1 protein-coding gene is annotated in these 253 nt (G+C 44.7%); it reads left to right on the top strand.

Annotated elements, in window-relative coordinates; translation table 11 throughout:
* Positions 1-44 precede the first annotated feature (44 nt).
* On the top strand, positions 45-253 hold a 209-nt coding region (locus tag NI465_RS16660), incomplete at its 3' end, for a helix-turn-helix domain-containing protein (protein WP_253146011.1).

Raw genomic sequence — 253 nt, 5'->3', positions numbered from 1 at the left:
GTTTATGATGGTTTTTATCACCATGGACTGGATATAAAATATAGATGCTGATCACTATGTCTGACAAAGAAATTCAACGTCTTGCAGTTCTGCAAGACGTTCGAGATCATCGTATTACCCAAGTCCGTGCTGCTGAAATCCTGAATCTTTCCACCCGTCAAATTACCCGGTTATTGCAGAAGCTCAATCAAGATGGTGTTTCAGGCATGACGCATGCCAGTCGTGGTCAACCGGGTCATCGTCGCCATGACGT

The sequence above is a fragment of the Acinetobacter lwoffii genome (genome assembly GCF_024129855.1).
GTDB lineage: Bacteria > Pseudomonadota > Gammaproteobacteria > Pseudomonadales > Moraxellaceae > Acinetobacter > Acinetobacter lwoffii_L.
This window is presented reverse-complemented; position numbering and strand designations above follow the sequence as displayed.